Annotated in this window: 22 protein-coding genes; 12 read left to right on the top strand and 10 right to left on the bottom strand. The window is 64.4% G+C overall.

The annotated features are described in order from the left end of the window. Window position 1 precedes the first annotated feature (1 nt). The 3 genes from dmeF to ACQ4WR_RS10875 all read left to right on the top strand — a co-directional run bounded on the left by dmeF (window position 2) and on the right by ACQ4WR_RS10875 (window position 2,516). Window positions 2-982, top strand: a complete 981-nt coding sequence (gene dmeF, locus ACQ4WR_RS10885) for a CDF family Co(II)/Ni(II) efflux transporter DmeF (RefSeq protein WP_436487212.1) — start codon at window positions 2-4, stop codon at window positions 980-982. 92 nt (window positions 983-1,074) lie between these two features. Further along, window positions 1,075-1,416 (top strand): zinc ribbon domain-containing protein YjdM, encoded by a 342-nt coding sequence (locus ACQ4WR_RS10880; RefSeq protein WP_102298824.1) that lies wholly within the window; start codon window positions 1,075-1,077, stop codon window positions 1,414-1,416. A 65-nt stretch (window positions 1,417-1,481) separates the two neighbouring features. Then, a complete protein-coding gene (locus tag ACQ4WR_RS10875; protein WP_436487210.1) occupies window positions 1,482-2,516 on the top strand; it encodes an RNA methyltransferase in 1,035 nt (344 codons plus the stop codon). A gap of 183 nt (window positions 2,517-2,699) precedes the next feature. On the opposite strand, the gene ACQ4WR_RS10870 is transcribed toward ACQ4WR_RS10875, so the two are convergent. Both ACQ4WR_RS10870 and ACQ4WR_RS10865 read right to left on the bottom strand, forming a co-directional pair. Beyond that, complete coding sequence (locus ACQ4WR_RS10870) at window positions 2,700-3,104, bottom strand: hypothetical protein (protein ID WP_436487208.1); 405 nt, start codon at window positions 3,102-3,104, stop codon at window positions 2,700-2,702. Between the two features lie 107 nt (window positions 3,105-3,211). Continuing rightward, window positions 3,212-3,439 carry a hypothetical protein gene (locus tag ACQ4WR_RS10865; RefSeq protein ID WP_077402374.1) on the bottom strand — a complete coding sequence of 76 codons (228 nt, stop codon included), beginning with the start codon at window positions 3,437-3,439 and terminating at the stop codon, window positions 3,212-3,214. Between the two features lie 126 nt (window positions 3,440-3,565). Here ACQ4WR_RS10865 and ACQ4WR_RS10860 point away from each other — a divergent pair, with 126 nt between their 5' ends. Beyond that, window positions 3,566-4,243, top strand: a complete 678-nt coding sequence (locus tag ACQ4WR_RS10860) for a phosphoribosylanthranilate isomerase (protein WP_436487206.1) — start codon at window positions 3,566-3,568, stop codon at window positions 4,241-4,243. Here ACQ4WR_RS10860 and ACQ4WR_RS10855 read toward each other — a convergent pair. The 7 genes from ACQ4WR_RS10855 to ACQ4WR_RS10825 all read right to left on the bottom strand — a co-directional run bounded on the left by ACQ4WR_RS10855 (window position 4,240) and on the right by ACQ4WR_RS10825 (window position 13,373). Beyond that, the gene (locus ACQ4WR_RS10855) at window positions 4,240-5,145 is read right to left on the bottom strand and encodes a LysR family transcriptional regulator (protein WP_436487204.1); all 906 of its coding nucleotides are present in this window, start codon (window positions 5,143-5,145) and stop codon (window positions 4,240-4,242) included. The two genes, ACQ4WR_RS10860 and ACQ4WR_RS10855, sit on opposite strands and share 4 nt — an antisense overlap. 282 nt (window positions 5,146-5,427) lie before the next feature. Continuing rightward, a complete protein-coding gene (locus ACQ4WR_RS10850; protein ID WP_436487202.1) occupies window positions 5,428-5,982 on the bottom strand; it encodes a 4'-phosphopantetheinyl transferase family protein in 555 nt (184 codons plus the stop codon). A gap of 9 nt (window positions 5,983-5,991) precedes the next feature. Then, the gene (locus ACQ4WR_RS10845; protein WP_436487200.1) at window positions 5,992-10,047 is read right to left on the bottom strand and encodes a Pls/PosA family non-ribosomal peptide synthetase; all 4,056 of its coding nucleotides are present in this window, start codon (window positions 10,045-10,047) and stop codon (window positions 5,992-5,994) included. A 148-nt stretch (window positions 10,048-10,195) separates the two neighbouring features. Beyond that, window positions 10,196-10,903, bottom strand: a complete 708-nt coding sequence (locus ACQ4WR_RS10840; protein ID WP_436487198.1) for an anaerobic ribonucleoside-triphosphate reductase activating protein — start codon at window positions 10,901-10,903, stop codon at window positions 10,196-10,198. Beyond that, window positions 10,893-11,093 (bottom strand): anaerobic ribonucleoside-triphosphate reductase, encoded by a 201-nt coding sequence (nrdD, locus tag ACQ4WR_RS10835; RefSeq protein ID WP_436487196.1) that lies wholly within the window; start codon window positions 11,091-11,093, stop codon window positions 10,893-10,895. Before nrdD ends, ACQ4WR_RS10840 begins: the two co-directional genes overlap by 11 nt. Further along, window positions 11,090-12,838: a ribonucleoside triphosphate reductase gene (locus ACQ4WR_RS10830; protein WP_436487195.1), complete on the bottom strand. Its 1,749-nt coding sequence runs from the start codon at window positions 12,836-12,838 to the stop codon at window positions 11,090-11,092. The genes nrdD and ACQ4WR_RS10830 overlap by 4 nt, the downstream gene beginning before the upstream one ends. A gap of 118 nt (window positions 12,839-12,956) precedes the next feature. Then, window positions 12,957-13,373, bottom strand: a complete 417-nt coding sequence (locus tag ACQ4WR_RS10825) for a hypothetical protein (RefSeq protein ID WP_436487193.1) — start codon at window positions 13,371-13,373, stop codon at window positions 12,957-12,959. Between the two features lie 160 nt (window positions 13,374-13,533). Between ACQ4WR_RS10825 and ubiU the strand changes: the two genes are divergently transcribed. The 3 genes from ubiU to ubiT all read left to right on the top strand — a co-directional run bounded on the left by ubiU (window position 13,534) and on the right by ubiT (window position 16,172). After that, a complete protein-coding gene (gene ubiU / locus ACQ4WR_RS10820) occupies window positions 13,534-14,571 on the top strand; it encodes a ubiquinone anaerobic biosynthesis protein UbiU (protein ID WP_436487192.1) in 1,038 nt (345 codons plus the stop codon). Between the two features lie 139 nt (window positions 14,572-14,710). After that, window positions 14,711-15,607, top strand: coding sequence for a ubiquinone anaerobic biosynthesis protein UbiV (gene ubiV, locus ACQ4WR_RS10815; RefSeq protein ID WP_436487191.1), 897 nt, complete (start codon window positions 14,711-14,713; stop codon window positions 15,605-15,607). Between the two features lie 19 nt (window positions 15,608-15,626). Continuing rightward, window positions 15,627-16,172 (top strand): ubiquinone anaerobic biosynthesis accessory factor UbiT, encoded by a 546-nt coding sequence (gene ubiT / locus ACQ4WR_RS10810; protein ID WP_436487189.1) that lies wholly within the window; start codon window positions 15,627-15,629, stop codon window positions 16,170-16,172. 133 nt (window positions 16,173-16,305) lie between these two features. Here the strand turns inward: ubiT and ACQ4WR_RS10805 are convergent, their stop codons facing one another. Then, window positions 16,306-16,569 carry a heavy-metal-associated domain-containing protein gene (locus tag ACQ4WR_RS10805; RefSeq protein ID WP_146012274.1) on the bottom strand — a complete coding sequence of 88 codons (264 nt, stop codon included), beginning with the start codon at window positions 16,567-16,569 and terminating at the stop codon, window positions 16,306-16,308. Between the two features lie 236 nt (window positions 16,570-16,805). Here ACQ4WR_RS10805 and ACQ4WR_RS10800 point away from each other — a divergent pair, with 236 nt between their 5' ends. The 5 genes from ACQ4WR_RS10800 (at window position 16,806) to ACQ4WR_RS10780 (ending at window position 24,688) form a co-directional block, all read left to right on the top strand. Then, window positions 16,806-17,687 (top strand): substrate-binding periplasmic protein, encoded by an 882-nt coding sequence (locus ACQ4WR_RS10800; protein ID WP_436487187.1) that lies wholly within the window; start codon window positions 16,806-16,808, stop codon window positions 17,685-17,687. Window positions 17,688-17,948: 261 nt separating this feature from the next. Continuing rightward, entirely contained in the window at window positions 17,949-19,631 is a 1,683-nt protein-coding gene (gene aspT / locus ACQ4WR_RS10795; RefSeq protein ID WP_436487185.1) for an aspartate-alanine antiporter, read from the top strand. Window positions 19,632-19,707: 76 nt separating this feature from the next. Next, window positions 19,708-21,396 carry an aspartate-alanine antiporter gene (gene aspT, locus ACQ4WR_RS10790; RefSeq protein ID WP_436487183.1) on the top strand — a complete coding sequence of 563 codons (1,689 nt, stop codon included), beginning with the start codon at window positions 19,708-19,710 and terminating at the stop codon, window positions 21,394-21,396. A 73-nt stretch (window positions 21,397-21,469) separates the two neighbouring features. After that, complete coding sequence (locus ACQ4WR_RS10785; RefSeq protein ID WP_436487182.1) at window positions 21,470-23,083, top strand: bifunctional aspartate transaminase/aspartate 4-decarboxylase; 1,614 nt, start codon at window positions 21,470-21,472, stop codon at window positions 23,081-23,083. Between the two features lie 177 nt (window positions 23,084-23,260). After that, complete coding sequence (locus tag ACQ4WR_RS10780; RefSeq protein ID WP_436487180.1) at window positions 23,261-24,688, top strand: TolC family protein; 1,428 nt, start codon at window positions 23,261-23,263, stop codon at window positions 24,686-24,688. The last annotated feature ends 3 nt before the right edge of the window (window positions 24,689-24,691 follow it).

Below are 24,691 nucleotides of genomic sequence, written 5' to 3'. Positions count from 1 at the left end.
CATGCACACCCCATCCCTCAAGGAAGACCTCTCCGCCTGGCAGCACGACCACGTTTTTGACAGCAGCAATGGCAAGGCCGAACGCCGCGCGCGCATCGTCATGTGGATCACCCTGGCCACGATGATGCTGGAGATTGCCGCCGGCTGGTGGTACAACTCCATGGCCCTGCTGGCCGACGGCTGGCATATGAGTTCGCACGCGCTGGCCATCGGCCTGGCCGCGTTTGCGTATGCGGCTGCGCGCCGCTATGCGCGCGACCCGCGCTTTGCCTTCGGCACGTGGAAGATAGAAGTGCTGGCCGGCTATACCAGCGCCATCCTGCTGCTGGGCGTGGCCGTGCTGATGGTGGTGGCCTCGCTCGAGCGCCTGTTCTCGCCGCAGGCGATCCATTATCCGCAGGCGATGGCGGTGGCTGGCTTCGGCCTGGCGGTCAACCTGGTGTGCGCGCTGATCCTCGGCGGGCATCATGACCACGATCACCACCATGGCCACGATCATCACGGTCACGACCACCACGGCCACGATCACCATGGCCATGACCATGGCGAAGACCTGAACATGAAGGCCGCGTATGTGCACGTGCTGGCCGATGCGGCCACCTCCGTGCTGGCCATTGTCGCGCTGGGCGGCGCCTGGCTGTATGGCTGGAACTGGCTCGACCCCGTGATGGGTATCGCCGGCGCCGTGCTGGTGGCGCTGTGGGCGAAAAAACTGATGCAGGAGACGGGCAAGGTTTTGCTGGACCGCGAGATGGACCACCCGGTGGTGGCCGAAATCCGCGAAGCCGTGGAAGTCGAGCAGGACGGCGACACGCCACGCATCGTCGATCTGCACGTCTGGCGGGTTGGCAAGCAGTTGTACTCGTGCGCGCTATCGGTGGTCAGCCGCGATGCCAGCCTGACGGCGGCCCGGCTGCGCGCGCGCATCGGCATACATGAGGAAATCGTCCACAGCACCATCGAGATTGTGCGCCGGACTTGATAATGATGGTGAAAAAAGCACGCTGATGCGGGGCGTAGGCAGTATACTGTCGGCTTTTACAGCACAGCGCTGTTCACCAGACAGAGAGAAGTATGAGCACATTACCCCCATGCCCACAATGCACATCCGAATTCACGTACGAAGACGGCAGCCAGCTGATCTGCCCCGAGTGCGCGCATGAATGGTCGGCCACGGCTGGCGAGGCGGTGGAAGAGGGCGCCCGGGTATACCGCGATGCGGCCGGCAACATCCTGCAGGACGGCGACACGGTCAGCGTCATCAAGGATTTGAAATTGAAGGGCGGCGGCGGTGTCGTCAAGATGGGTACCAAAGTCAAGAACATCCGCCTGGTCGACAGCGACCACGATATCGACTGCAAGATCGATGGTTTCGGTTCCATGAGCCTGAAGACCGAGTTCGTGAAAAAAGTCTAAGCTTTTATTGCCATACGCGGCGCGCCTCGCAATCCTGCCGGCGCGCCGTTCTTTATTCAGACGCCATGCAAATCGACACCATCCGCCAGCGCCTGCGCGCCTTGGGCGCCAAGCCCTTGCACGAACAGCGCGTGCTGCGCGACTGGATACAGGCGCAGCCGCACGACCAGGGCCGGCGCCGCGCCGAGGATTTCCTGCCGCTGCCCGTGCGCGTGGCCTTGCCCGCGCTGGACGCGGAATTGCAGGGCATGCTGAAACTGTTGAGCAGCCACCCGGGCGCGGACGGTTCGGCGCGCCTGCTGGTGGGCCTGCACGATGGCCAGACGGTGGAAAGCGTGCTGCTGCCGCGCGATGGCCTGTGCGTGTCCAGCCAGGTCGGCTGCGCCGTTGGCTGCCAGTTCTGCATGACGGGGCGCGACGGCCTGATACGGCAAGTCAGCAGCGGCGAAATCGTCGCCCAGGTGGTACTGGCGCGCACCCTGCGGCCCGTGAAGAAAGTTGTCTTCATGGGCATGGGCGAGCCCGCGCATAACCTGTCTAATGTGATGGAAGCCATCGAACTGCTGGGCACTGAAGGCAATATCGGCCACAAGAACCTGGTGTTTTCCACCGTGGGCGACCCGCGCGCCTTCGAGCGCCTGCCGCAAGGGCGGGTCAAGCCGGCGCTGGCCCTCTCCTTGCACACGACCAAGCCGGCGCTGCGCGAACAGCTGCTGCCGCGCGCGCCAAGGCTGTCGCCGCGCGAACTGGTGGACTTCGGCGAGTCGTATGCGCGCTTGACCGGCTATCCGGTGCAGTACCAGTGGACGCTGATGGAAGGCGTGAACGATGGTGACGACGAGATGGATGGCATTGTCGAACTCTTGAAGGGCAAGTACGCAGTGCTCAACATGATTCCGTACAACACCATCGACGATCTGCCGTTCCGGCGCCCCAGCTGGGAAAAGGCGCGCGCCATTGCGGCCGCCCTGCACGCGCGTGGCGTGCTGACCAAGCTGCGCGATTCGGCCGGGCAGGATGTGGAGGGCGGCTGCGGGCAGCTGCGCGCGCGCGCGGCGAAAGGCAAGGTCATTGCCATCCGTGCCAGCGTGACGGCGTAGGTCGGATTAGCGGAGCGTAATCCGACATTCGCACATGCACCAACCATGGTGTCGGATTACGCGGTGCCCGCCAATCCGGCCTACGTGACGCTCTCTCGCAATCTCAGCCGCGTAATCCGACTCTTTGCCAGCGTATCTGAGCTTGTCGGCTTACGCGGTACCCGCCAATCCGACCTACCCGGCTCACACGCCACCCAGCAAATCGTTTTCATTCAATATCGCAAACGCGATCTCGGGATGCGCGGCCAGGCAGCGGCGCACGGCGGCGGGGATGGCTGCGCGTGTCTTGCGGCACAGGCCCGGTTGTTCCAGCAGGCGTATCTGGAAGCCGCGCACGGTGCGTACTTCGCCGCTCCCGGGCGCGATCTGCAGTTCCACGCCCAGGTTGTCGCGCAGGCGCTGCTGCAGTTTCTTCAGCTGCGCATAGTCGCCGATGTTCTCGATGTGCGCGAGCAGGCGCTTTTCTTCCGCCAGGTTCAGGCGCAGGATGGCGATGTCCGCCAGCGGATCGTGCAGCAGCTGCTCGCGTTCGCAGTCGCACAGCTGCGGCGGGCACTCCTTGCGGACTTCAAAATCGACAATGCGCATGCTGGTGTTCCAGTGGCGTTCGAGGGGCAACTGCGGAAAAATCCAGTATCGGCCGGCGCCTGGCGCCTGTCAATCTGCGCCGCAGCATCGCCCTGCAACAAGCGGCATCAGCGCGGGCTGACGATCAGGCGCCAGCGGATCGGCCCCTGCTCGCTGCTGTGCTGGTGGTGGTTTTGCGGCGGCATGACGTGGCCTTCCGTCGAGACGATTTCGTGCGCGCAGCCGTCGCAGCGGTAGATGCCTGAATACGGCACGGCTTCACCGGGCGAGGTCAGCTCATCGAAGCGCGGGTGCATGGAGCGGGCCACGTAGCTGGGGTTCTTGTAGTCGGCCATGGGTTCCTCGGGAAGTGGGCAATGGCCCATTCTGGCACACAATCGCGCGCGGCCTTGACCGCGTGCCTTGGCGTGCGCGCCGCGCCGTGTTGTAATGTTGACCATCCAACTCGAACATCCCAGGCCATGAGAACCCGCATCAAGATCTGCTGTATCGCATCCATCGACGAAGCGCAACTGGCGATTGCCGCCGGCGCCGACGCGCTGGGCCTGGTGGCGGCCATGCCGTCCGGCCCCGGCGCCATTCCCGATGCGCGCATCGCGCAGATCGCCGCCTGGACCCCGCCGCCCGTGGCCACTTTTTTGCTGACATCCGAGACGACGGCGCAAGCCATCGCGCAGCAGGTGCGCGTCACGCAGCCATCGACCGTGCAGATCGTCGGCCATGTCGATCCTGGCGAAGTGGCGGAACTGGCCCGCTTGCTGCCGCAGGTGCGGCGCGTGCAGGTGATCCACGTGGAAGGACCCGAGGCGCTGGACCTGATAACCGCCTACGCGCCCCACGTGCATGCCTTTTTGCTCGATTCGGGCCGCCCCGGCGCTGCCGTCCCGGAACTGGGCGGCACGGGGCGCACGCATGATTGGTCCGTCAGCGCGCGTTTCGTGCGTGCCAGCCCGCGTCCCGTTTTTCTGGCCGGCGGCCTCGATGCGGCCAATGTGATGGAAGCGCTGCGGCTGGTGCGCCCCTACGGCATCGACCTGTGCTCGCGCGTGCGCACGGACGGCAAGCTCGATGTGATGAAGCTGGCCTTGCTGATGGCAGCCGTGCGCGATGCGGATGCGGTGCTGTATGCGGAAGGCTAAGCGGCCGGCAATGTGGCCATCTCGCGCACGAACGCCTCGGTAAACGCGGCCACCATGCCGCTGGCCGCGCGCGGCGAGATGAGGCCGACGACGGAGTGCGACTCCTCGTCGGGCAGGGCGATAAAACGCACGCCGGGCGGCGCCACCAGGCGCATGCTGTCCGGGACGATGGCGATGCCCATGTTCGCTTCGATCAGGTTCAGCTGCGAGGTCTTGCGCGACAGGGCGCGGGCCGCCTTGGGGAAGAAGCCCTGCGCCAGGCACAGGCCCGCCACCAGGTAGCTGAGGCCGCCCCGGTCCTTGTGCGGGATCGAGACGAAGGCCTCATTGCGCAGGGCGGCTATGCTCGTGCGCTCCAGCGCGGCCAGCGGCGACATCGCTGACACGGCCACCACCAGCTTTTCCGCAAACAGTTCGCGCACGATGATATTGGCGTGCTTGCGCAGGGTGGGCAGGCGCACGAGACCAAGGTCGGCGCGGCCTTCCTCGATATCGGCCGCCTGGTTTTCCGACGATCCCTTGGAGATATCCAGCGAAACGCCTGGGAACTGCGCCAGCAGGCGGTTCAGGACGGCACCGATGGCGGGCGTGAGGGTGACGGAACTCGAATGCAGCAGGCGGATGATGCCTTGCGCGCCCTGTCCCACGTGGCGCGTCTGGCGCACGGTTTCCTCGATGTCTTCCAGGATGCGTCTGGCCCGTTCATAGAAGACCTGGCCGGCCGGCGTCAGCTCGATATGGCGCGCGTCGCGCGTGAGCAGCAGCGCCTGCACCTCGCCCTCCAGCTCCTTGATCTGCCGGCTCAGGGCCGACTGCGCGATGTACAATTTCTCCGCCGCGCGCGAATAGCTGCCCGCATCGACAATCTCGACAAAGTACTTGAACTGTTTGAGAGAAATCAATCGTATGCCTTTTCGAGATCGGTGACTGCCTGATTTGATATTCGCCTTGTCCCCGCGTTCGCGCTACAGTGGCCTGGTCCGCTGTCATTGCAAAGGAAAGACCATGCTGGAATTGATCGGAGTGCTGGGAGTACTTATCAGTATTATCGTAAAACTGATTTTCGTCCAGATTGGTGGGGCTGGTGACGGCAAAGAGGACTGATCGGAAATCAAGCCACTGGCGAACAGGCCGGGGTCGGTTCCTTCGGAATCGGAATACGGCCCACAGGACCCAACTCCCCCTCAGGGTCCGACCCCGGTCTTCGTTTTCGGGGTTGCCAGCATTGCGACAAATCCGTTCTGTAAAGCGATGTGCTGCACATTGCAATTCAGTGACATTTCATCCCACTCCACCAATTGTAAACCCGCGCACTTGAGTGCCGCCTCGCGCGCCGTCCACGCCTGCGCCAGGCGCACCGGGCGTTGCGTATCGGGGCAGGCGGCCAGCTCCTGCGCCACCTGCGGCCCCAGGAAATCGCGCGCCAGATGGAACCAGTCGGCAATATCCTGCACGCGCATGACGTCGATGCCGACAGGACCATGCAGGTGGACCGCAGCCAGCGAGAGTCCCTCGTCATGGCTGAACGACAGGCCCGCAACGCCGCCGGGCAGCAGCAAACGGGGAGGGGTGCCCGGCGCAGACTCCACTGAAATCGCCTCGCTATCCAGCTTGAGCCACTGTGCCGCCGCCTCGCGCACGGCCTGGCGCAGGTGCGCGCGTGCTGCCATGCGGGATGGCGGCGGCACGATGCTGATCGCCAGCACGCCGTCGCCCGACCAGAGCACCGTAAAATCCATCAGCTGCAATCAGCTACGCAAAGGCGCAGCAGGGCAGCCCGCCCAGTTGCTGCCGGCGGGGATGTGCTCGCCCTTCATCACCAGGGTCAATGGCCCCAGGCGCGCATTGTCGCCCACCTTGGCGCTGTACAGCACGGAGCTGCGCGGGCCCATGTAGACGCGCTGGCCGATGTCCACGTGGTCGATCTTCATCACGCGGTCTTCGAACAGATGCGTCTGCGGGCAGGTGAGGGCATTCAATTCGCTGTAGTCGCCGATGTGCACGCAGTCGAATTCCGTGATGTCGGTGGTGTCCATGTAGACGCCGCGGCCGATCTTGCAGCCGAACAGGCGGAAGGCCAGCGGCAGCCACGGCGTGCCGCGCAGGTAGCGCATGAAGTTGGGTACGGCGATGCCTTCGTACAGGTTGGTGACGCCTTCGGAGACCCAGACGAACGGCGTCCACATGGGCGCTGCATGCTTGCGGTAGCGTCCCAGCAGCAGCCACTTGAACAGCACGACCACCAAAAAATTGCCGATGCCGTAGGCCAGGCCGGCGATCGCCAGGTCGCCCACCACTTCGCCCCAGCGCCCGGCCCCCGCGATCGGCATCACGTCCAGCACGAGGGTGTAGCCGACTGCGATCACCACGGCGTGCGGCGCGACGATGCGGAACGCTTCGATCAGGCTTCGGCCCAGGCGGCGCAGCAGCGAAGGCTTGAAGGTCAGGTGTTCGGCAAAACCGCTGACCTGTTCGCGCGCGGGCAAATGCATGGGCGGAGAACCGAGCCACGTGTCGCCGCTGTGCATCTGCGCATTGCGCGGCGCGTGCGTGTGCACGCCGATCAGCACGTGCTCGGGCAGCACGGTGCCGTCCGGGATGTAGCTGCCATTGCCGACAAAGCTGCGGTGCGAAATGACGGTGGGACGCATGGTCATCCAGCCGCCGTCTATCTGCTCGTCGCCCAGCATGACGGCGTCGGCGATGAAGGTGTCGTCGCCCAGGGTCAGCATGTCCGGCACCACGCCCAGGGCAGTGGAAATCTCGGCGCCCTTGCCGACCTTGGCGCCCAGCAGGCGGTACCACCACGGCGCGAACACGGTGGCGTAAATGCCGTGCAGGACGTTCAGGCTCGATTCCTGGATATGGCTGACCAGCCACTTGGCGCAATAGATATTGCTGTGCACGGGCGAGCTGCCCGGCTTCAAACGGGGCAGCGCGCCCCAGCGGATGGCGGCCGACAGCAGGGCCGTGAGCACGATCAGCACGGCGCTGGCGGGGAAGGCCAGCAGGAAGTAGCGCGCCAGCTGCGTCGTCACGTCGCGGCCCTGCAGCCACGGCATCATTTCGCGTTCGTCGAACCAGTCGATCAGCACGAAGCTGGGGAAGACGGGCATGAAGAACAGCACGGCAATCAAGACCATGCCGAAGCAGAAGAACACGGTTTCGCCCGTCAGGCGCAGGCGCGAGACGGCGGGTCGCGGCGGCTGGTTGGCAGGGTCGAACGCGCCGATGTCGCGCGCGGGCGAACCCGTGTAGATCCTGCCTGCCGGTACCGTGGCGCCGTCGGCCAGCGCCGATTGGCCTTCCAGGTGGCCGAAGGCGCCCATGCTGGTATTGCCTTCCATGATCGCGTAAGAGCTGATGCAGCAGTCGTTGGCGATGCGGATCTGGCCCAGCAGCAAACGGCCCCGCTCGACCCGGGCGTTTTCAAAGTTGACGGCATTGCCCACGCTGACGTTGTCGCCGATGGCCAGCAGGTCGGGCGCGCGCAGGGTCATCGAGCCGATGACGACTTCCTTGCCCACTTTCGCGCCCAGCGCGCGCAGCCACCAGCTGTTCAGGGACGAGCCGCTGAGCAGGTAGGCGGGCGCCGATTCGACCAGGCGGTCGGCCAGCCACCAGCGGTAGTAGGTGACGCCCCACAGCGGATAGCTGCCCGGCTTCAAGCGCCCGGCGATCAGCCACTTGCCGGCAATCGCAATGATAAATTCGGCCAGGGTCGCGAGTAAAAACACGCCGATCGAGGCGGCGATGGCGCGCGGCACCGTGTCGCCCGTGTCGCCCGTGAAGAAGTGGTAGGTGAAGAAGGGCGCCATCCACTGCGCCATGCGCAGGGTCACGAGACCCGGCACTGCCGCCGCCTGGGCCGCGCCGCACAGCCAGCGTTTCACCGTGGATGGCGGCGTCCACTCCGCTTCCGGCGTGGCCAGCGCCGGCGCTTCGTTCAATACGGCGGCGATCTTGCCGATCTGCCGGTTCTGGTAAATGTCGCGCACCGTCATGTGGGCGTAGGCGGGGTCGGCGCGCAGGGCGGACGCCAGGCGCGCGGCCAGGAAGGAGTGGCCACCGAGGTCGCTGAAGAAGTCCAGCTGGCGCAGGATCGCCTGGCCGGGGAACAGCTTGGCCAGCGCCGCGAACAGGGCCGCTTCGGCCGGCGTTTCAGGCACGTCCGATACACCCGCCTCGCCGGCTGGCGATGCGCACAGCGGCATGGCCTTCAGCGCTTTTCTGTCGATCTTGCCCGAGGTCAGGCGCGGCATCAGCGGCAGCAGTTCAAAACGGCCCGGCACCATGTACGGCGGCAGGTGCAGGTTCAAGGCCGCGCGCAGGGTTTTCGCCGCCAGCGCATCGGCCGGCGCCTCGTCGCTGCCGACGATATACGCCACCAGCTGGTCGATGCTGTCATCCTTGCGCAGCAAGACGGCCACGGTGCCGACGCCTGCCTGCTGCGCCAGCACGGCTTCGATCTCGCCCAGCTCCACGCGGAAGCCGCGTATTTTGACCTGGTCGTCGGCGCGGCCCAGGCACAGTACCTGGCCATCGGCATCAATGCGCGCCAGGTCGCCCGTGCGGTACAGGCGCGCATCATCGGGTCCCGTGCTCCAGGGATTGGGCAGGAATTTTTCCACGGTCAGGTCGGGGCGGCCCAGGTAGCCCTCGGCCAGGCCGGGGCCGATGATGCACAGCTCACCCGTCTCGCCGCGCGGCAGAAGGACGAGAGGACGGTTTTCTCCCGGCTCGGCCACCTGCAGCACTAGCAAGCCGTAGTTGGGCAGCGGCGTGCCGATGGTGACCGGTTCGCCGGGGCGCAGGCGCGCCAGGCTGCACGAGACGGTGGCTTCCGTGGGGCCATAGGTATTGAACATGGCGCGGCCCGGGCGCGACCAGCGCTCGACCAGCGACTCGGGGCACATCTCGCCGCCCAGGTTGATCAGGCGCAGTTCTGGCACGTCCTCGGCGAACAGGGCCAGCAGGGTCGGCACGGCATGCAGCACCGTGACGTGATTGGCGGCCAGCGCGCGCGGCAGCGCTTCCGGGTCGCCCGATATGTCCTTGGGGCCCAGCCACAGGGTGGCGCCCACCAGGTAGGCGATCCAGATTTCCTCGAACGACATGTCGAAGGCGACGGAAAAGCCCTGGTAGACGGTGTCGGACTGCGCCACTTCCAGCACGGCGTTTTCGCTGCGCAGGAAGTGGCAGATGCTGCGCTGATTGATCAAGATGCCCTTGGGCTTGCCCGTGGAGCCGGACGTGTAGATGACGTAGGCCGGGTGCTCGGGCAGAACTTTGCCGCGCGCGGGCAGATGTTCGCCCGGCGCGGCCGGCGCCAGCAGGCTTTCCGCCGTCCATACGGGACGGCCCAGTCCCGCGTCGGCCAGGCGCGGCGCAAATTGCGCGCAGCTGACGACACCGGCTCCGTTGGCGTCATCAAGGCACACTTGCAGGCGCTCGACTGGCGTGTCTTCATCGACGGGCAGCCAGGCGGCGCCCGCCTTGGCAATCGCCGCCTGCATCAGCAGCAGATGGGCGCCGCGCGGCAGCCACAGGCCCACGATGTCGCCGGGCTTGACGCCGGCCGCCACCAGGCGCGAAGCGGCCAGACCCGCCTGCGCGTCGAGTTGCGCATACGTGATGCGGCGCGCGCCATCGATCAGGGCAGTCTGTTCCGGGCAGCGGCGGGCCGTCGCTTCCAGCAGGTCGGCCAGCACTTCCTCGCGCAGCAGATCCGGTCGCGGCGGGCCGTACAGGATATCGGCGTGGGTGGAGGGAGTGCCTGGGCTGGCTGCGGTGAAATCGTTCATGGATGACGCTTATCTGTAATGCTGAATGAGGGAGCAAACGGGCCGCGCGCGGTGCGCGGCACACTTGCTACATTACAGCACACCAGACTTTTCAGCGTTGCAGAACGGGGAATTTTGCGGTGCTTTCCACAATTATGTGGCGGCAGGCTCAGTTGCCAACATTACGGAATGTAAAACGCGGAAACATGGCGCCGATATGCGCCAATGTCTGCGCGTCAGGATAGCCGTGCAGGGGGCGGCCGGTGAGTGCCGTATCGAGGCAGCCTTCGGCGCGGAACTGCTGCAGCACGTAGTTGTTGACGCCTTTCGCGGCCAGGGTGCTGGCCAGGGCCAGCAGCTGTTCGTCCGGCAGCAGATCCGGATGCACGGTGGTGCGGCATTCGTGGGCCACGCCGCTGGCAACGATCGCTTCCAGGCAGGCGCGCGCCGGGTCGCCGCTGCCGGCCACGCGGGTTACATGACGATAGTCGGCAAACGGCGCCTTGATGTCGAAGCCGACCCAGTCGACCAGCGGCAGCACTTCCTGCAGGCGCTGCGGATAGATGCAGGCCGTGTGCAGGCCGATGCCGAACCCCAGTGCCCTGGCGTCGTGCATGGCGCGCTCCAGCGCCGGGTCCATGCACGCTTCGCCGCCGCTGAAGACCACCGCATCGACCAGGCCCACGCGGCGGCGCAGCCAGGTCAAGACGTCCTGCCAGGGCATCACGCCTTCCGGCGTGCGCGCCTGTAAATGGGGGTTGTGGCAATAGCCGCAACGCCAGGGGCAGCCCTGCACGAAGACCACGGCCGCCAGCTTGCCCGGATAGTCGCTGGCGGAAAAGGGCGTCAGGCCGCCCACTTTCAGTTCAAGCGCCATGGCAGGCGGGCCGGCCAACCTTGGCGCTCGCTTCCGTAAAATACTGGCGCTCGTGGAATTCCCCCTGCTTGCCGATGTTGAACGAGGCGACGGGGCGGTGGTAGCCCATCACGCGTGTCCAGATTTCGCAGCGCTGGCGTTCGGAGTCGAGCAGGGTGATGGCGGGAGTGAAGTCGGGACGTGCGTTCATGGCGTTTCCTCAAGTGATGGGCCAGGGTGGGCCTGCTTGCGGGCGATCAGCTCCGCGTCGCAGGTGGGGCAGAATTCATGTTTGCCGGCCAGGTAGCCGTGGCGCGGGCAGATGGAAAAAGTGGGCGTGACGGTGATGTAGGGCAGCGAGAAGCGGCTCAGCGCGCGTTTTACCAGTTCGCGGCAGGCGTTGGCGTCGGACAGTGCTTCCGTCATGTACAGGTGCAGCACGGTGCCGCCCGTGTATTTGCGCTGCAGGGCATCCTGCAATTCCAGGGCCTCGAACGGGTCGTCCGTGTGGCCGACGGGCAGCTGCGAGGAATTCGTGTAATACGGATTGTCGCTGGTGCCCGCCTGCAGGATGGCGGGATAGCGTTTGCGGTCTTCGCGCGCGAAGCGGTAGGTGGTTCCCTCGGCCGGTGTCGCTTCCAGGTTGTACATGTGGCCCGTCTCTTCCTGGAATTGCACCATGCGCTCACGCACGTGGTCAAGCAGGCGCACGGCCAGCGCGTGGCCTTCCGGACTCGTGATGTCGTAAGCGTCGGCGCTGAAATTGCGGATCATTTCGTTGATGCCGTTCACGCCCAGGGTGGAAAAGTGATTGCGCAGGGTGCCCAGGTAGCGTTTCGTGTACGGGAACAGGCCTTGCTGCATCAGCTCCTCGATGGTGCGGCGCTTGATTTCCAGGCTGGTCTTGCCCAGTTCCAGCAGACGGTCCAGGTCCGCCAGCAAGGCTGCTTCGTCACCGCGCCACAAATGGCCCAGGCGCGCGCAGTTGATGGTCACCACGCCCAGGGAACCCGTCTGCTCGGCGGAACCGAACAGGCCATTGCCGCGTTTCAGCAGTTCGCGCAAGTCCAGCTGCAAGCGGCAGCACATGGAGCGGATCATGTTCGGCTTGAGTTCCGAATTGATGAAGTTCTGGAAGTAGGGCAGGCCGTAGCGGGCCGTCATTTCGAACAGGCGCTGCGCGTTGTCGCTATGCCAGTCGAAATCCTCGGTGATGTTGTAGGTGGGGATGGGGAAAGTGAAGACCCGGCCCTTGGCGTCGCCCGCCATCATGATCTCGATGTAGGCGCGGTTGATCATGTCCATTTCCGCCTGCAGCTCGCCATAGCTGAAGTTCATTTCCTGGCCGGCGATGACGGGAATCTGCTCGCGCAGGTCGTCCGGGCAGACCCAGTCGAACGTCAGGTTGGTGAACGGCGTCTGCGTACCCCAGCGCGACGGCACGTTGAGGTTGAAGATCAGCTCCTGCATGTATTGGCGCACGTCTTCGTAGCGCAGGCCGTCCTTGCGGATGAACGGCGCCATATAGGTGTCGAAGGAGCTGAACGCCTGCGCGCCGGCCCACTCGTTTTGCAGGGTGCCGAGAAAATTGACGATCTGGCCAATGGCGCTCGACATGTGCTTCGGCGGGCCGGACTCGATCTTGCCCGGCACGCCGTTCAAGCCTTCATGCAGCAGGGTGCGCAGCGACCAGCCGGCGCAATAGCCGGCCAGCATGTCGAGGTCGTGGATGTGCAGGGCTGCCTCGCGGTGCGCGGCGCCCACGTCGGGCGGATATACCTGGTCCAGCCAGTAGTTGGCGATCACCTTGCCCGACACATTGAGTATCAGGCCGCCCAGCGAATAACCCTGGTTGGCGTTGGCGTTGACACGCCAGTCGCGCCGTTCCAGGTATTCATTGATGGACGCGGCGACATCGACCTGGCCGCGTGATGGAAGAACTGCATTCGTCGTCATGAAACCTCCAATAAACACAACATGCGGTGTTTTTATGGAGATTAATCACTAAATATAGTGGCGTCAAAGGGCGCGTGCGATTGCCTGGCGAATCCTTGACCCAGGTGAAAAAAACGCCTCAGCGGTTTTTTTTCACGCCCGCCTGGCGCAGGATCAGCCACGTGGCGCCGCACCAGGCGCTGCCGCAGATGGCGATGCTGATGATGGAGGCGGGCAGCACGTGCGTCCAGATTTCCAGCGCCGAGTAGGTGCTCCAGCTGGCCACGCGCGCGTCGAAGGTGACGTAATTGGCCAGCTGCCAGTAGACGGCCAGCAGGCCGGTACAGATGGCTGCCTGGCGTGCCACGGGCATGGCGCGGCGGGCGAAGACGGCTTGCAGGAACAGCAGCAGCATGCCGGCCCAGGCGCCCAGCGCCTCTGGCGAGAGGATGTTCAGCGCCTCGGCGTCATAACCGTCGGCGGGCGAGGCCCACTGGATTTGCAGTACGGTGAGAAACAGGGTCAGCAGGAAAATGAGCAGCGGTTTGCGGGGCATGGCGGTCGTGGGAACAGGGTCGAGGTGGGCATTTTACAGCCAGGTCAAGCAAGTTGAACACGCGCCAGTCATGCATGCATTCCTTCACCTGCGTCAAGGACTGCGCTGCCAGCGCGGGGCTATAGTCTGCACCCTGAGCCGACACAGGAATGTGAACATCATGATGCTTGAATCAACCACCGCCACCCGCGTGGCCGGACCGCTGGAACTGGTCTGTCCCGCCGGCAGCCTGCCTGCCCTGAAAGCGGCCGTCGACAATGGCGCCGACACCGTTTACCTGGGCTTTCGCGACGCTACCAATGCGCGCAATTTCGCCGGCCTCAATTTCGATGAAAAGGCCATCGCCGAGGGCGTGCGCTACGCCCACCAGTATGGCCGCAAGGTGCTGCTGGCGCTGAACACCTATCCGCAGCCGCACAACTGGGCCGTGTGGCGCAGCGCCATCGACCGCGCCGCGCTGGCGGGCATCGACGCCATGATCGTCGCCGACCCGGGCCTGATGGCCTACGCCAGCGAGCACCATCCGCAACTGCGCCTGCATTTGTCCGTGCAGGGCTCGGCCACGAACTACGAAGCCATCAATTTTTACCATGAACACTTCGGCATCGCCCGCGCCGTGCTGCCGCGTGTGCTGTCCATGGCACAGGTCGAGCAGCTGATCAGCAAGACGGAAGTCGAGATCGAGGTCTTCGGCTTCGGCAGCCTGTGCGTGATGGTCGAGGGGCGCTGCGCGCTGTCGTCGTATGCGACGGGTGAGGCGCCGAACACGCACGGCGTGTGCTCGCCGGCGAAAGCCGTGCGCTGGCTGGAAACGCCGCAAGGCCTGGAGTCGCGCCTGAACGGCGTGCTGATCGACCGCTACGCGCCGGGCGAAAACGCCAGCTATCCCACCCTGTGCAAGGGGCGTTTCGAAGTCAACGACGAAGAGTATTACGCCATCGAGGAACCGGCCAGCTTGAATACCCTGGCGCTGCTGCCACAGCTGATCGCCATGGGCGTACGCGCCGTGAAGATCGAAGGACGCCAGCGCAGCCCCGCCTACGTGGCGCAGGTGACGCGCGTGTGGCGCGAAGCAATCGACGCCTGCCGCGAAGGCAATGCGCGCTACGCAGTCAGGCCGGGCTGGATGGCGGCCATGGACAAGCTGGCCGAAGGACAGCAGCACACATTGGGCGCCTACCATCGCTCCTGGAAATAGCAAAACCTGCGGCGCGTCGCGAGGCGCGCCTGCGATGCTCACCGCCTCGGCGGCGCCGTGCTATGCCACGGTTGCGCTTCTCGACCACGCCGCGAGCCGTTCGCAACGGCTTTGCAGCTTAAAAAATACTGGAAAAGGCATGCTGAAACTATCTTTGGGTCCCTTGCTGTACTACTGGCCGCGCGGGACCGTCTTCGAGTTTTACCAGCAGATGGCCACGTCGGCCGTCGATATCGTCTACCTGGGTGAGACCGTGTGCTCGCGACGGCACGAACTGCGCCTGGGCGACTGGCTCGATATCGCCGACATGCTGACGGCCAGCGGCAAGGAAGTGGTGCTGTCGACGCAGGCGCTGATCGAGGCGGGCGCCGAACTGGCGACCCTGCGCCGTATCACGGCCAATGGCCGCTATTGCGTCGAGGCGAACGACATGGGCGCCGTGCATTGCATGGAAAAGGGTGCGCCCTTCGTCGCCGGTCCGCATTTGAACCTGTTCAATGGCCCCAGCCTGCAACTGATGGCGCGCCTGGGTGCGCGGCGCTGGGTGATGCCGCTGGAAATGGGCCAGGCGGCGCTGGCCGAAATGCAGCGCCAGAAACCGCAGGGGCTGGAGACGGAAGTCTTTGCCTACGGCCGCATGCCGCTGGCGTTTTCCGCGCGCTGCTTCACGGCGCGCAACCGCAATCTGCCGAAGGACGATTGCGGCTACAGCTGCCTGGAAGAGCCGGACGGCTTGCTGCTGCGCACGCGCGATGAAGTGCCGTTCCTGGTACTCAATGGCACGCAGACGCAGTCCGCGCTGGTCTACAACCTGGTGCGCGAACTCGACGCCATGCGCGACATGGGCGTGGCCGTGGCGCGCATCAGCCCGCAGGCGATGAACACGGAAAAAATCATCGCCATCTTTGACCGCGCGCGGCGCGGCCAGGTCAGCGGCATCGGCGCCCAGGCGCAGCTGGCCGCCTGCCAGCCGGCCGGCGCCTGCGATGGCTATTGGTATGGCCAGCCCGGCATGGAACAGCACACCGCCCATTGAGCGTATCGAAAGGATGATCATGCAAGACCAACTGGAAAGACTGCCCGTCCCGGCCCCGGTGCCGGTTTCCGCTACCCACGGCTCTTGCAAGGCGGGGCCGTCGTACCGCCTGCCGGAACCGCTGGCCGATCTGCTGTCCAAGCTGCCGCCGTATCCCGCGTCCTGGCTGTTCGTGCAGGGATTGAACCGGCTGCTGGCGCCGCAGCTGCCCGACGACGTGCGGCGCAGCCTGGAAGGGCGCAGCCTGCGCTTGCGCCTGCTCGACGCGGGCATCGCCTTCGATTTCGAGTGGCAGGGCACGGTCTTCGTGGCCGAGCGTTATGTGGACGTGCCGGAGCTGTGCATTGCCGCCAGCGTGCATGATCTGATGCTGCTGGCGCGGCGCCAGGAAGACCCGGACACCCTGTTCTTCAGCCGGCGCCTGAGCCTTGAAGGCGACACGGAACTGGGCCTGCTGTTCAAGAACACGCTCGACGCCATCGAGCTGCCGCCGTTCGACCTGCATGCGCTGGGACCGCGCCGCGTGCTGGCCCACTTGCGCGACCGCGGCGCGCGCGGCGGCTAGCAGGCAAAGGCGGAAAAAGACGGAAAGGCGGCAGGTGCTGCCAGGGAGCGTATTGGCTTGCGGGAGGCCGCTGAGGGTCAGCTTAGGGCGGCTTGGTGACAGCTGAGGACAGCTAATGACAGCTAATGGCAGCCTAGTGGCGGCAGTGGCCGCAGGCGCCGCTGCACGCGGACAGCTGTTCCTCATCCGTCGCTTCGCCCATGAAGCCGGCGTCATTGACGGCGGCCAGCAGGCGTTCCTGCGTGGCCAGGCGTTCGTCGAACTGCACCGTGGCGCCATGGCGCGCCAGCGAAACGCAGACGGTTTCCACGCCGTTGACCGCTTCGAGGGCGCCCGTCAGCCGGTCGGCGCAGCCTTCGTGATCCATGCCGATGATATTCAAGCGTGCTGTTTGCATGTGTTCCTCTTGTTTTTCAGATAAAAAAACAGCGTAGGCGAGGCGCGTGCATGCCGTCCAGCGCAGCACGCACAATTTTTTTTGTATTTGTGCTTTTATTGATCTGGATTAATTCTGCCGCAGCGCAGGACTGCCGTTATTGCTATCGTTTTATACATAGTTTCCATATTCCAGTCGACAAGCGTGCGCTGCTGGGCGATACTGTCTTTCTGATAATAAATGCCGGAAGGAGAGTGATGCAGCGCCGTTCCCTGCTGACGCTCGCCTGTCTTTGGCCGCTGCATTGCGCGCAGGGCGCGGCTGCCACCGCTGCCAAGCCGCCCCGGCTGCTGCGCTATCCGCGCCACCAGGCATTCGACGACCCGCAGCAGGCATATGTCACGGCCGTGCTGCAACTGGCCTTGGCGCGTTCTGGCCAGGACTATGCGCTGCGCAGTTCCACGCTGCGCATGGTGCAGGCGCGCGCCATCCATGAAATTGCCACGGACACGGGCACGGTGGACATTGTCTGGGCCGCCACCAGCCGCGCGCGCGAACTGCAGCTGCTGCCCGTGCGCATACCGATCGACCGGGGCCTGATCGGCTGGCGCCTGGCGCTGCTGCATGCACGCCAGCCGCAACTGCTGCGCCAGGCGCGCCAGGTGGCTGACCTGGCGCCGCTGACAGCGGGGCAGATGCGCGACTGGCCCGACACGGCCATCCTGCAGGCGAATGGCTTGCGCGTCGATACCTCGAGCACCTACGAAGGCCTGTTCCAGCAACTGGCCGCCGGGCGCATCGATTACTTTCCCCGCTCCGTGATCGAGGCGCAAAGCGAGCTGGCCAGCCATGCGCGACTGCCGCTGGCGCTCGATCCCCACCTGGTCATCCGCTACCCGGCCGCCCTGTACTTTTTTGTCGGCCGGCACCGGCCCGCACTGGCCCGCCACATCGCAGCGGGGCTGGAAAAAATGCTCGCCGACGGCAGTTTCAAGCAGCTGTTCCAGCGCCATTTCGGCAGCCTGGCGCAGCAGCTGCAATTGTCCCGGCGCCATGTGCTGGACTTGTCCAACCAGGACTTGCCAGAGGAAACGCCCGTGGCGCGCAAGGGCTTGTGGTACGACCCAAAAAATTACTAATAGTATTGTTGAGCAATGTCAAATAGCTCACTCAATCGTGCGCAGCATGTTTGATGAATATCAAGACGAGTTCAACAGAACACCTGTTGACAGGTATATATTTATCGCCGAATATGATTCCACGTAACAACTTTTCCCCAGCGTGAGCCTCCTTGGCAGGCCTTGCGCGGGATGCCATACGCCCGTTCCGCCGGCACGCTGCCGCCAGCCCGCGAACGTCCTGTTTCAGTAACCATCCGTCATCTTTTCGAAGGTCTGCCCATGCTCGATTCGATTGCGTCGGTATTGCACGAGGTGCCGGAACTGGCCTTGTTTCTGGCGCTGGCGCTGGGCTATGCGGTGGGGCAGATCCGCTTCGGCCCGATCCAGCTGGGCGGCGTATGCGGCACCCTGATCGCCGCACTGCTGATCGGGCAAGTGGGCATCAGTCTCGACGCCAGCGTGAAGAATGTGTTCTTCATGCTCTTCATCTTTGCCCTCGGCTATGCGGGCGGGCCGCAGTTCTTCGCCAACCTGAATGCCAAGGGCTTGCGCATGGGCATACTGTGCCTGATCGAAGTGGTGGTGGTGCTGGCGCTGGTCTTGCTGGCCACGCGCATCATGGGACTGGACCAGGGCACGGCGGCCGGCATGATGGCGGGCGCGGCCACGGAATCGGCCGTCGTCGGCACGGCCACTGATGCCATTTCCAAGCTGGCCCTGCCGCTGGAACGCATCGCCGAATTGCAGGCCAACGTCGTCACCGCGTATTCGATCACGTATATCTTTGGCCTGATCACCATCGTCATCCTCACCAGCCAGATCTTCCCGCTGCTGCTGCGCGTCAATTTGCGCGAGGAAGCGGACAAGCTGTGGGCGGGAATGGGCGGCGCGCAGGCCGGTGCGGACGACTTGCAGGCAACGCCGGAAATGGTCGGGCGCGCCTATCGCATCAGCCGTGGCGCGGGCCGCCGCCTCGATTCCCTGCAGCATATCTTCGCGGGCCGCGCCAGCATCACGCGCGTGCGCCGGCACGGCAAGGTGCTGCCTCTGGAGCCGGACCTGCGCCTGCGCGCCAACGATGAAGTGCTGGTGATCGGCCACCGTCCCGCGCTGGTGGCGGCCGAGTCCATCCTCGGCGAGGAATTTGCCGACACGACGGGCTTGAACATGGCCGTCTCCGCCGTCGAAGTGGTGCTGCAGCAAGCCGCGCTGGTGGGCCAGCCCTTGCGCCAGCTGGCCTTGCCCGCCGGCGTGCATGTGGCGGCCGTCATCCGTGGCGAGCACAGCATGCCACCGCTGCCGGACCTGGCCATGCAGCGCGACGACGTGCTGCGCCTGTACGGCACGACGGAAGGGCGCGAACTGAACACGGCGCTGGCCGCCATCGGCAAGCGCGTGCCCACGGGCGACCGCAGCAATATCGTCTACGCCAGCATCGGCATCGTGCTGGGCGTGTATATCGGCGGCTTCAGTGCCAAGCTGGGCGGCATTCCCTTTTCGCTGGGCACGGGCGGCGGCGCCTTGCTGACGGGCCTGGTGTTCGGCTGGTACCAGGCGAGAAAACCTGGCATGCCGGGCATCCACCCCAGCGCGCTGGACATGATGAAAGACATCGGCCTGGCCACCTTCATTGCCTGCGTGGGCCTGGCGTCGGGACCGCAGGCGATCGACCTGATCCGCCAGTACGGCTTGTCCTTGCCCCTGATGGGCGTGCTGATCGCCGCCATTCCCGCCTCGATTTCCCTGTGCGTGGGGCACTTTTTCCTGAAGCTGGAAGCGCCCGTGCTGCTGGGCGCCATCGCCGGCCAGCAGTGCAGCACGCCGGCCCTGTCCGCCGTGCAGAACGCGGCCGGCAATTCCACGCCCCTGCTGGGCTACACGATTACCTATGCCATCTCGAACGTCGTGCTGCCCCTGCTGGGGCCGCTCATCGTGGCCCTGGCCGGGTCCGTACACGCCTGACAGTTGCGCCTGAAGCGGGTGCCGGCCAGGCAAGCAGTAGCAGTAAAGAATTCCTTCAAAACGAAAGGCGGTCAGCATGGAATGGTTGCACGAGTTATTCAAGAAGTCGCCTGAAATTGCCTTGTTCCTCTCCCTGGCAGTGGGCTATTACATCGGCAAGATCAAGTTCGGCTCGTTCCAGCTGGGCGGCGTCGCCGGTTCACTCCTGGTGGCGGTGCTCGTCAGCCAGGTGGGCGTTGCCATCGATCCCGGTGTCAAATCGGTGCTGTTCGCACTGTTCATTTACGCGGTCGGCTATGAAAGCGGACCGCAGTTCTTCAATTCCCTGGGCCGCCAGTCGGTGCGCGAAATCATCCTGGCCGTGGTGCTGGCAGTGACGGCGCTGTTGACGGTGGTCATCATGGCCAAGATTTTTGACCTCGACAAGGGCCTGGCGGCCGGCGTGGCGGCGGGCGGCTTGACGCAGTCGGCCATCATCGGCACGGCGGGCGACGCCATCGCCAAGCTGGGGCTGGCGGCGGACGAAGTGGCGCGATTGCAGGGCAACGTGGCCGTCGGCTATGCCGTCACCTATGTGTTCGGCTCGTTTGGCGCCATCATTGTCTGCGTCAACATCTTGCCCAAGCTTATGGGCCGCACCATCCGCGAAGACGCGATCAAGGCGGAAACGGCGCTGCAGGCGGGCGTGCAGGTGCTGGGACCTGGCCAGACGCCAGCCGCGCCTGACCTCATCGGCCGCATCTATGAAGTGGGTCCGGGCGCCGGGCGTTCCGTGGCGGAAATCGAAAGCGCCAATCCGAACACGGCCATTACCATCGAGCGCGTGAAGCGCAACAGCCAGATCATCGACGTCAGCCCCGACCTGGTGCTGGAGGCCGACGACATCGTGCTGCTGGTGGGCCGCCGCGAAGCCATGCTCAGCGTATCTTCCCAGCTGGGCAAGGAATTGCATGCCGTCGAAGGCATGGAACTGGTGATGCAGCGCCGCGACATGGTGTTGACCAACAAGACTTATCACAACAAGACGGTGGGCGAGATCCGCAACGCCACGGCGCCGGGCGTGCGTCACGGCATCTTTGTCGTGCAGCTGAGCCGCATGGGCAAGATCCTGCCCATGCAATCGGAAACCGTGGTGCAGACGGGCGACGTGGTGACCATCTATGGCGCCGAGCAGGACGTCAAGCGCGTGGCGGCCGAAGTGGGTTACATGATCGTGCCGAGCGCCAAGACGGACTTCGTCTACATGGGCGCCGGCCTGGTCGTCGGCCTGCTGGTGGGCTTGCTGGTGGCGCGCATCGGCTCGATTCCGCTGACCCTGGGCAGCGGCGGCGGCGTGCTGCTGTCGGGCCTGGTGTTCGGCTGGTTCCGCGCCAAGCGCCAGACCTTTGGCTACATGCCCAGCGGCGCCGTGCAGATCCTCAAGGATCTGGGCCTGGCCGGCTTCGTCGCCGTCGTCGGCCTGACTTCCGGCCTGCAAGCGGTGGAAACCGTGCGCCAGCATGGCCTGACCCTGTTTGGCGTCGGTGTTGTCGTGACGATTTTGCCGATGATTTTGACCATGCTGATCGGCCGCTATGTCTTGCGCTATGACAACGTCGCCGTGTTTGCGGGCGCCTTGTCCGGCTCGCGCAGCGCCAATCCCGCGTTTGGCGAAGTGCTGAACGCGGCGCAGAACTCCATCCCCACCGTGCCATTTGCCATTACGTATGCACTGGCCAACGTCTTCCTGACCTTGCTTGGCCCGCTCGTCGTGGCCTTTGTATAGCCAGCAAGTGTTTGCACTACCCGAGCCGCCTGGTCGGGGCTTTCTCACTGTACGTTGATAAGGAGTAGCAGAAATGGATTTCAGTAACCCAGATAAACTCGCCCTGTTGAGCCCATTCGAACTCAAGGATGCGCTGATCCAGACAGCCAAGCAGAGCAACCGCCTGATGCTGAACGCGGGCCGCGGCAATCCGAATTTCCTGGCGACTACCCCACGCCATGGCTTCTTCCAGTTCGGCCAGTTCGCCATGACGGAAGCGGAACGTTCCTACGTGTACATGGAAGGCGTGGGCGGCTTCCCCACGCGCGACGGCATCGAAGCGCGCTTTGAAATTTTTGTCCGCAAGCATGAGGGCACACCGGGCGTGCATTTCATCGAAGCGGCCGTGTCGTATGTACGCGACCAGCTGGGCCTGAGCGCCGGCGACTTCATCTACGAGATGTGCGAAGCCATCCTGGCCTGCAACTATCCGGTGCCGGACCGCATGCTGCGCCTGTCCGAGAAAATTGTCGGCCAGTATATCCACCGCGAAATGATCGGCGAACACCCGTTCGTCGGCAACTTCGACATGTACGCGGTCGAGGGGGGCACGGCGGCCATGACCTATCTGTTCGCCAGCCTGAAATCGAACCACATCATCCAGGAGGGCGACACCATCGCCCTGGGCATGCCGATCTTCACGCCCTACATCGAAATTCCCCAGCTGAACGACTACAAGCTCAATACCGTGCACATCGATGCACCACAGTCGAACAACTGGCAGTTCACCAAGAAGGAACTGGACAAGCTGCTCGACCCGAAAGTAAAAGCCTTCTTCCTCGTCAACCCGAGCAATCCGCCGTCCGTGAAGATCGACGACGAGACCCTGGAATACATTGCCAAGATCATCAAGAAGCGCCCGGACCTGATCATTTTGACGGATGACGTGTACGGTACCTTCGCCGACAATTTCGTCTCGCTGTTTGCCATTTGCCCGTACAACACCATCCTCGTGTATTCGTTCTCGAAATATTTCGGCGCGACGGGCTGGCGCATGGGCGTGGTGGCCACGCATGAAAACAATATCCTGGACGAAAAAATCGCCAAGCTGCCGGAAACCGTCAAGAAGCAGCTCGACGCGCGCTACCACTCGATTACCACCGAGCCGCGCGAGCTGAAATTCATCGACCGCCTGGTGGCCGACAGCCGCACGGTGGCGCTGAACCACACGGCCGGCCTGTCCACGCCCGTGCAGGCGCAGATGACCCTGTTCTCGCTGTTCTCGCTGATGGACGAGGAGCAAAAGTACAAGCAGGCGATGAAGCATATCGTGCTGCGCCGCAAGCAGGCGCTGTACCGCGAACTGGGCTTGCCGATGGTGCACGATGCCAACTCCGTGCGCTACTACCATTTGCTGGACATGGAATCGCTGGCTGCGCAAATGCATGGCGAGGAATTCTCGCAGTGGCTGCTGAAAAAGCTGAAACCGAACGAAGCGCTGTTCCGCCTGGCCGAGGAAACGGGCGTGATCCTGCTGCCGGGCCGCGGCTTCGGCACTTCGCACCCGTCGGGCCGCGTCTCGCTGGCCAACCTGAACGAATACGACTACGCGAATATCGGCCGCGCCATCCGTGGCATGGCGTCCGAGTTCTTCGCCGTGTTCGAGAAGGAAAAGGCAGGCAAGGCGGGCAAGAAGGGCAAAAAATAAGCGGGTACCTGCTTAAATGACCGTCACGGGCGCTCCGCAAGAGGCGCCCGTTTTTGCGTGGAAGCCACACAATCCTCCGGTGCAGGCTGGAATGGACTTCCTTGCCTATAATTGCTATTGTGAAAGTATAAACATGGCAATCCCGTGCTTTCCCCTCATTCATTGACTGGACGCTACATGGGCAGATTGCAAGCAAAATTAGTAGTACTGGCGGCCGCGCTGGGCATGGCATTTCCCGCCCTGGCCCAGTCGCCGGCCGGCGCGCCCCTGAGCTTTAACGACGCGCTGCAGCAAGCCGCCTCCGCTTCGGGTGCCGTGCAGGGCGCCGCGCTCGACGTGCGCGCCAAGACATTAAAGGCCGAAGCCTTGTCGAATATCGACGGTCCCTCGGTGGACTTGACGGCGTTTCGCGGCCGGCTGTCGACGGATTTGAACATCGATACGAGCGGCCTGGCCGGCGTGGTGGGCGGCATCGAATCCGTGCTGCCATCGATTCCCGGCTTGCCCAAGCCACAGATTCCCAATTCCCTCAGCCGCGAAGTGGTCACGGACCTGACCTCGTTCGGCTTGCTGGGCATGTGGCCCATCTACACGGGCGGGCGCCTGGATGCCGTCAAGGGACTGGCCTCCAGCCTGACCCTGGCCGCGCAGGCGGAGCGCATCGAGGCGGAAGAACAACTGGCCACCCTGGTGGCGCAGCGTTACTTCCAGCTGCTGCTGGCCAAAAGAGTGGTGGCCGTGCGCGCCGAAGTGACGGCTGGCGTAACGCAGCACCAGCGCGACGCCGCCAAACTGGAAAAGGGCGGCCTGATTTCGCGCGCCGAGCGCCTGCGCGCCGATGTGGCCTTGGACGGCGCCCGCAGTGACGAGGCGCAGGCGCGCAGCGACGAGGAAATCGCCCAGGTGGCGCTCGACCGCCTGCTGGCCACGAATGGGCAAGTGCGTCCCAGTACGCCGCTGTTCGTCAACAGCTTGCCGGTCGGCACCTTGCAATCGTTCATCAGCACGGGCATGCGTGAAAACGCGAACTGGAAAAAGATCGACAGCAAGCGCGTGCAGGCCGACCAGGCCTTGAAGCTGCACGGCAAGGAATACACGCCCACGGTGTTTGCCGTCGGTAACTACAACCTGAACCGCGGCAGCGAAAAGCTCGTGCGCTCGAACTGGGCCATCGGCCTGGTCGTGGCCGTGCCGCTGGTGCACCGCATCAACACGGGCAAGATGATCGCCGCCGCCAAGCTGGACCAGGAACGGGTGGAAGTGGTGGCGCGCCAGGCCGAGCGCGACATTCCCACCCTGATCGAAAAGAACTGGCGCGCGCTGGAAAATGCGCGCATCCAGTACCTATCCACGGCCTCGTCGGTGGAACTGGCGCGCGAAAATATCCGCTTGCAAACGGTGGCCTTCCAGCAAGGGCAGGTGACGTCGCTGGAAGTGGTCGACGCGCGCCTGAACCTGGCCAAGATCGAGACCCAGCGCGCGCAGACGGCCTACAACTATGTGATGGGACTGGCGCAATTGCTGGAAGCGGCGGGCGAGACGCAACGCCTGGGCAGCCTGGCCGCCTCGGCCGATATCCAGTTACCACTCGATACGACTCAATGAGAA

Source organism: Janthinobacterium amylolyticum (genome assembly GCF_051380655.1).
Classification (GTDB): Bacteria; Pseudomonadota; Gammaproteobacteria; order Burkholderiales; family Burkholderiaceae_D; genus Janthinobacterium.
The sequence above is the reverse complement of the archived record's forward strand: the minus strand, read 5'-3'. Positions and strand labels throughout refer to the sequence as shown.